Origin of the sequence: Micromonospora sp. (assembly GCF_048594385.1) — a bacterium.
GTDB classification, from domain to species: Bacteria; Actinomycetota; Actinomycetes; order Mycobacteriales; family Micromonosporaceae; genus Micromonospora; species Micromonospora wenchangensis.
In genome coordinates this window covers 1-6,807 of the sequence record NZ_JBMDWU010000433.1, presented here as the reverse complement: position 1 = coordinate 6,807, position 6,807 = coordinate 1, and the positions used below count along the sequence as shown (strand labels likewise).

The 6,807-nt window shown below is 74.3% G+C and carries 3 protein-coding genes and 1 pseudogene; 1 reads left to right on the top strand and 3 read right to left on the bottom strand.

The genetic code is table 11. The features are described 5' to 3' along the window. Positions 1-2,401 (bottom strand): putative bifunctional diguanylate cyclase/phosphodiesterase (locus ACOJTC_RS23590; RefSeq protein ID WP_420118526.1); only part of this gene is annotated, 2,401 nt, incomplete at its 3' end. Between the two features lie 110 nt (positions 2,402-2,511). Here ACOJTC_RS23590 and ilvD point away from each other — a divergent pair. Next, positions 2,512-4,359, top strand: a complete 1,848-nt coding sequence (gene ilvD, locus ACOJTC_RS23585) for a dihydroxy-acid dehydratase (protein ID WP_420118525.1) — start codon at positions 2,512-2,514, stop codon at positions 4,357-4,359. Positions 4,360-4,486: 127 nt separating this feature from the next. Here ilvD and ACOJTC_RS23580 read toward each other — a convergent pair whose 3' ends face one another. Both ACOJTC_RS23580 and ACOJTC_RS23575 read right to left on the bottom strand, forming a co-directional pair. Beyond that, entirely contained in the window at positions 4,487-6,151 is a 1,665-nt protein-coding gene (locus tag ACOJTC_RS23580) for a SulP family inorganic anion transporter (RefSeq protein ID WP_420118524.1), read from the bottom strand. Positions 6,152-6,255: 104 nt separating this feature from the next. Further along, positions 6,256-6,579, bottom strand: a pseudogene (locus tag ACOJTC_RS23575) (ArsR/SmtB family transcription factor); the annotation flags it as partial. Positions 6,580-6,807: the final 228 nt, after the last annotated feature.

The following is a 6,807-nucleotide window of genomic DNA, read 5'->3' as shown; positions in this document are numbered from 1 at the left end:
CGCCATCCCCGTTGGGGGTCTCGTCAACCGGCCCGGCCTGCGCGGACTCGTCGTACGCCGGGCGCGGGGCGGGCGCCGCCGGGGATGCCGGTGGGTGGGATCGCAGCCGGGGCAGCAGCGGCGACGGGGTGGGTCGCCGCGGCGGGGGCGGCGGGGCCGGCGGTGCCGACGCGGGGCGGGCGCCCGGCGAGGTGGCCGCCTCCAGCATCGCCTCCAGGTGCTCGGCCGGCACCCCCCAGCCGAAGAGCGCACCCTGGCCGAACCGGCAGCCGGCGGCGACCACCGCGGCCAGCTCCGTCGGCGTGGTGACGCCCTCGGCGATGACCTCCATGCCCAACTGGTGACCCAGCCGCATGACGATGTCGACCATCGGGGCGAACGCCGGCCCGTCCCGGCCCACCGGGCGGACCGGCTCGTGCTCGGCGACCAGACTGTGGTCGATCTTGAGGATGTCGATCGGCAGCCGGCGCAACTGCCCCAGCGACGAGTACCCCGCACCGAAGTCGTCGAGCGCGATCCGTACCCCGGTGCGCCGCAGCGCGGTCAGCCGGCGGATCAGCTCGTCCAGGTCGGTGGCGACGGCGTGCTCGGTGACCTCCAGCACCAGCCGCTGCGGCGGCACGTGGTGGGCGCGCAGCGCCTCGGCCACCTGCACCACGTACTCCGGGGCGTGCAGCTCGCGCGGCGAGACGTTGACCGACACCCACACGTCGTGACCGTCGGCGAGCCAGCGGGACAGCTGCCAGCACGCCTGGTGCAGCACCCAGGCCCCCAGCTTGGCGATCATCCCGCACTCCTCGGCCAGCGGGATGAACTCGTCCGGCCGGACGTTGCCCAGCTCGGGGTGGTGCCAGCGCAGCAGCGCCTCGGCACCCACCGGCCGCACCGAGGGCAGCGACGCCACCGGCTGGAAGGCCAGCCGCAGCTCGTCGCGCTCGATCGCGCCGCGCATCTCGTGCTCCAGCCGGGTACGCCGGGTCAGCAGTTGGTCGTAGCTGCCGTCGTACCGCTCGATCCGGTTCTTGCCGCGCTGCTTGGCGTAGCGCAGGGCCAGATCGGCGTGGCGCAGCAGGCCGACCACGTCCGGATCGTCGCCGCCCTGGCCGGCCACCCCGATGCTGACCGAGAGGAAGACCGCCCCGCCCTCCTGCTCGTACGGCCGGCCGAGCACCCCCCGCAGCCGCTCGGCCACCACGTCCGCGTCGGTCGGCCGGCCCCGCATCAGCACCGCGAACTCGTCGCCGCCGAGCCGGGCGGCCAGGTCACCGGGGCGCAGGTTGCTCCGCAGCCGCCGCCCCACCTCGGCGAGCACCATGTCGCCGACGTCGTGGCCGCGCATGTCGTTGACGTTCTTGAAGCCGTCCAGGTCGAGGCCGAGCAGCACGCAGCCACCCCCCTCGGTGGCGCAGCGCTGCATCTCCCGCAGCAGGCCACGCCGGTTGGCGAGGGTGGTCAGCGGGTCGGTGTGCGCCAGTTCCCGGAAGTGCGCCTCCCGGTCGGCCAGCCGGTGGGCGTAGCTGCGGACGTCGTTGAGGGTGAGGTACTGCCGGGTGACCAGGGCGAAGCCCTCCAGGCTGCCGGCGATGATGCCCAGCGCGTCGAACCGGCCGCCCTGGACGAGGTGGTACATCGCCGAACCGGCCATCGCCACCATCGGGATGAAGGCGTACTCGCCGTCGCGGCGGATCAGGTCGATGTCGACCTGGCCGGGGGCGTCCACCCGGTGCACGGCGAGCGCCCCGGCGAGCATGCCCACGGCGAGCAGCGCGGCACCGGTCAGCGCCATCGTCGAGCCACCCTGGCAGACCCCGGCGGCCAGGCCGAGACCGCCGGTGGCGGTCGCGGTGATGCCGACGCCGAGCACGGCCAGCCGGGTCCGCGGGCCGTCGGCGCGGGCCACCACCATCGCGGTGAGCCCGGCGGTGAGCGCCACGGTCACCGACGCGAGCAGGATGGCCGGACAGGCGCTCGGCGTCGCCGGCCCGAGCAGCCGGGTCGGCTCCGAGAAGAGCACCCAGCCGACGAACCAGATCGCGGCGGCCACGGTCAGCCCGTCGAGCAGCAACCGCGCGGCGGCGGCCCGGGCCACCATCGCGCCGGGCAGCCGGAGCAGACCCGCGCAGTAGCCGAGCCCGCTCAGCGCGGTGCCGACCGCGATCAGTGACGCCCATCCCATTCCCTGACCGCGTTGGTGCGCCCCGTGCTCGGCCGCGCCGAGCACCGCGACGGTGCCGGCGATCAGGGTGGCCAGGGCGATCGTGGCGGCCACGGCGAACAGCAGGTGCGCCTGGCGGTGCGGCCCGCCACGCCGCCGGGCCGAGTCGGCCAGCAGTGCGGTGGCGGCGACGGCGAGCAGGCCGCTCAACACCGCCACGGCGACCATGCCCGGGGGTAAACGCACGACCTCAACTGTGCCGGATCGGCGCCCGCCACGGGGTACCGGGTGTGCAACTGTTGGGACACGGCGCGAGCGGTGGGAGCCGCCCGCCGGGCGGTGTAAGACTGGTACCCATGCCTGAGCTGCGGTCGAGGACCTCCACCCACGGTCGGACGATGGCCGGTGCCCGGGCCCTCTGGCGGGCCACCGGGATGACCGACGACGACTTCGGCAAGCCGATCGTCGCCATCGCGAACAGTTTCACCCAGTTCGTCCCCGGTCACGTCCATCTGAAGGACATGGGTGGCCTGGTCGCGGACGCGGTGGCCGAGGCCGGCGGGGTGGGGCGCGAGTTCAACACCATCGCCGTGGACGACGGCATCGCCATGGGCCACGGCGGGATGCTCTACTCGCTGCCCAGCCGGGAGCTGATCGCCGACGCGGTCGAGTACATGGTCAACGCGCACTGCGCGGACGCGCTGGTCTGCATCTCGAACTGCGACAAGATCACCCCCGGGATGCTGCTGGCCGCGCTGCGGCTCAACATCCCGACCGTCTTCGTCTCCGGCGGCCCGATGGAGGCCGGCAAGACGGTGGCGATCGAGGGCGTCGTGCACTCCAAGCTCGACCTGATCGACGCGATGGTCGCCTCCTCCAACGAGGCGGTCACCGACGACCAGCTCGGCGAGATCGAACGTTCCGCCTGCCCCACCTGCGGCTCCTGCTCCGGCATGTTCACCGCCAACTCGATGAACTGCCTCACCGAGGCGATCGGTCTGGCCCTGCCCGGCAACGGCTCGACGCTGGCCACCCACGCCGCGCGCCGCTCGCTGTTCGTGGAGGCCGGCCGGACCGCGGTCGAGATCGCCAAGCGCTGGTACGACCACGACGACGCGTCCGTGCTGCCCCGCGCCGTCGCCAACCGCAAGGCGTTCGACAACGCGGTCGCCCTCGACGTGGCGATGGGCGGGTCGACCAACACGATCCTGCACCTGCTCGCCGCCGCCCGCGAGGCCGAACTCGACTTCAGCGTCGCCGACATCGACGCCGTCTCCCGGCGGGTGCCCTGCCTGGCCAAGGTCTCCCCGAACTCGCCGAACTACCACATGGAGGACGTGCACCGCGCCGGTGGCATCCCGGCCATCCTCGGTGAACTCGACCGCGCCGGCCTGCTGCACCGCGACGTGCACGCCGTGCACTCCCCCTCGCTGGCCCAGTGGCTCACCGACTGGGACGTCCGGAGCGGCTCGCCCCTTCCCGAGGCGGTCGAACTGTTCCACGCCGCGCCCGGCGGGGTGCGCACCATCGAGCCGTTCTCCACCACCAACCGCTGGTCCACCCTGGACACCGACGCCGCGCAGGGGTGCGTGCGGGACCGGGAGCACGCCTACACCGCCGACGGCGGGTTGGCCATCCTGCACGGCAACCTCGCGCCGGAGGGCTGCGTGGTGAAGACCGCCGGGGTGCCCGAGGAGTGCCTGACCTTCCGGGGCCCGGCCAAGGTCTACGAGTCGCAGGACGACGCGGTCGCGGCGATCCTCGCCAAGGAGGTCGTCGCCGGGGACGTCGTGGTGATCCGCTACGAGGGTCCCAAGGGCGGCCCCGGCATGCAGGAGATGCTCTACCCCACCTCGTTCCTCAAGGGGCGCGGGCTGGGCCGGTCGTGTGCGCTGCTCACCGACGGCCGGTTCTCCGGCGGCACGTCCGGGCTGTCCATCGGGCACGCCTCCCCGGAGGCGGCCTCCGGTGGGCTGATCGCCCTGGTCGAGCCCGGCGACGAGATCGTCATCGACATCCCGGCCCGGTCGATCGAGCTGAACGTGCCCGACGACGTGCTGGAGGCCCGCCGGGTGGCGCAGGAGAAGCGGGACCGGCCGTACACCCCGCTCGACCGGCAGCGCCCGGTGTCCGCCGCCCTGCGCGCGTACGCCTCGATGGCGACGTCGGCCAGCGACGGCGCGTACCGCCGCGTCCCGGAGTAGTCCGGACCCGCGTCGCCCGCGCCCGCGACGCCATATCGGCGATGTAGCGGTATCCCCGTGCGGGGACACCGCTACATCGCCCCCGACGAGTCGATCAACCGCCAGCCGGGCGCACGCCGGTTGGTCGTCAGGTGGGGACGGGGCCGCGGAGCAGGTCGCGGGCGTGGGCGATGGCGGCCGGGGTGTCGGGGAAGACCAGTCCGTCGCGGCGCAACTCGTCGGCTACCCCGAGGGTCGAGAGCACCTGGTCGTGGTCGGGGGTGATGCCGGAGAGCAGCACGGTGATCCCCCGTCCGCGCAGCCGCCCGATGGCGTCGCCGAGCACGTGCGCGCCGGTGGCGTCCAGCGCCGACACCCGGGACATCCGCAGGATGACCACCCGGACGTCGGCCACCTCGGACAGTTCCAGCAGGAAGGTGTGCGCGGCGGCGAAGAACAGCGGCCCGTCCAGCCGGTACGCCACGATGTGCTCGGCCAGCAGGGCGTGTTCCTCGGCGCTGTGCTCGCCCCGGTCGAGCGGGACCTGTTCCAGCCGGGCGCTGCGGGCCACCGCGCGCAGCGCGATCACCACCGCCACGGCGACCCCGATGGCGACGGCGGTGACCAGGTCCCAGGCGACAGTGACGGCGAAGGTGAGCACCAGCACCAGGGCGTCGCCCCGGGTGGCGCGGGCCAGCGCCCACAGCGATCCGGCCTCGATCATGCGTACCGTGGTGGCGAGCAGCACCCCGGCGAGCGCGGCGAGTGGGATCCGGCCGACCAGCGGGGCGGCGGCCAGCACGATCGCGGCGAGCGCCACCGCGTGGGTGAGCGCGGCCAGCTTCGAGGCCGCCCCGGCGCGGACGTTGACGGCCGTGCGGGCGATGGCGGCGGTGGCGGGGATGCCGCCGAACACGGGTGCGGCGAGATTGGCCAGGCCCTGACCGAACAGTTCCCGGTCCGGGTCGTGCCGTTGCCCGACGGTCATCCCGTCGGCGACGGTGGCCGACAGCAGGCTCTCCAGCGCGGCGAGCGCGGCCACTGCCAGTGCCGACGGCAGCAGCACGCCGACCGCGCCGGGGTCGAGGAAGCCCAGCGACGGCGCGGGCAGCCCCTGCGGCAGGGCGCCGATCCGGGCCAGGTCGAGCGGGAGGGTCTCGGCGAGAACGGTGGCGGCGGCCACCCCGAGCAGCGAGAACGGTACGCCGGGCCGGAAGCGTGCGCCGAGCAGCATCAGCGCCGCCACCCCGAGCGCGACCGCCAGCGCCACCGGCCGGGGGTTTACGACGAACCGGGCGACGGCGTCGGCGGCGACGGCCCACACCCGGTCGCCGTGCGCGTCGGTGACGCCGAGGGCGGCAGGCACCTGTTGCAGGGCGATGACCACGGCGATACCCGCGGTGAAGCCCTCGATGACGGGGGTGGGCAGGTAGCGGACGTAGCGGCCGAGGCGGGCCAGGGCGAGGGCGATCAGCAGCAGCCCGGCCAGCGCGCCGACCATCAGCACCCCGGTCGGGCCGAACTGCTGCACCACCGGCACCAGCACCACGGTCATCGCCCCGGTGGGGCCGGAGACCTGGAGGTGGGAGCCGCCGAACACGGCCGCCACCGCTCCGGCGACGACGGCGGTGACCAGCCCGGCCTGCGCGCCCAGCCCGGAGGTGACGCCGAAGGCGAGGGCGAGCGGCAGGGCCACCACGGCCACGGTCAGCCCGGCGACCAGGTCCCGCCGGGGTGAGCGGCGTATCGCCTGCCAGTCGGCGCGGTCGGGCAGCAGGCCGAGGACCCGGTCGGCGACGGCGGCGACGCTCACCGGCCGGGCCGGGTCGACGGGCCGTTCGTGACGGGGGCGCGTGGCCCGTCGCCGGCTCCGGCGGGGCCGGGTGGGCCGGAGACGGGGCCGGTGGCCGCGCCGGGGGCGGCGCGGAGTTCGTCGAGGAGGGCGTCGCGATCGGTGAGGACGGTGCCGAGGATGCGTCGGCCGGCGGCCAGCAGGTCGGCCACGTCGGGGGTGCTCAGCGAGTACATCACCAGCGGGCCGTCCCGGTAGGAGGTGACCATGCCGGCCCGGCGCAGCACGGCGAGCTGCTGGGAGAGGTTGGACGGCTCGACCTCGATGACGGCGAGCAGGTCGCGGACCGGCTTCGGGCCGTCCTGGAGCAGTTCGAGCACCCGGATCCGCACCGGGTGCCCGAGGGTGCGGAACAGCTCCGCCTTGGCCTGGTACAACGGGACCGACACCCGGGACCTTCTTCCGTCGACGACGTGAACACTTTAGCACTTGCGAAATTCTTCAATTGACCTGTCGCGTGGTTCGTGACTCCCGGTTCGTGGCCGCGCCGGGCGGCGTGCCCCCGGCAGGTCCGCCGGGGGCACGTCGCGCCTGTCAGTCGATGCTGGGAGCCGTCGGGGCCGGCTCGAAGAACAGCCGGGTGCGCAACTGCCGGAACCCGGTGCGTTCCAGCTCGG

Coding starts and splice junctions, on each gene's coding strand:
- ilvD (WP_420118525.1), top strand. CDS start 2,512: ATGCCTGAGCTGCGGTCGAGGACCTCCACCCACGGTCGGACGATGGCC.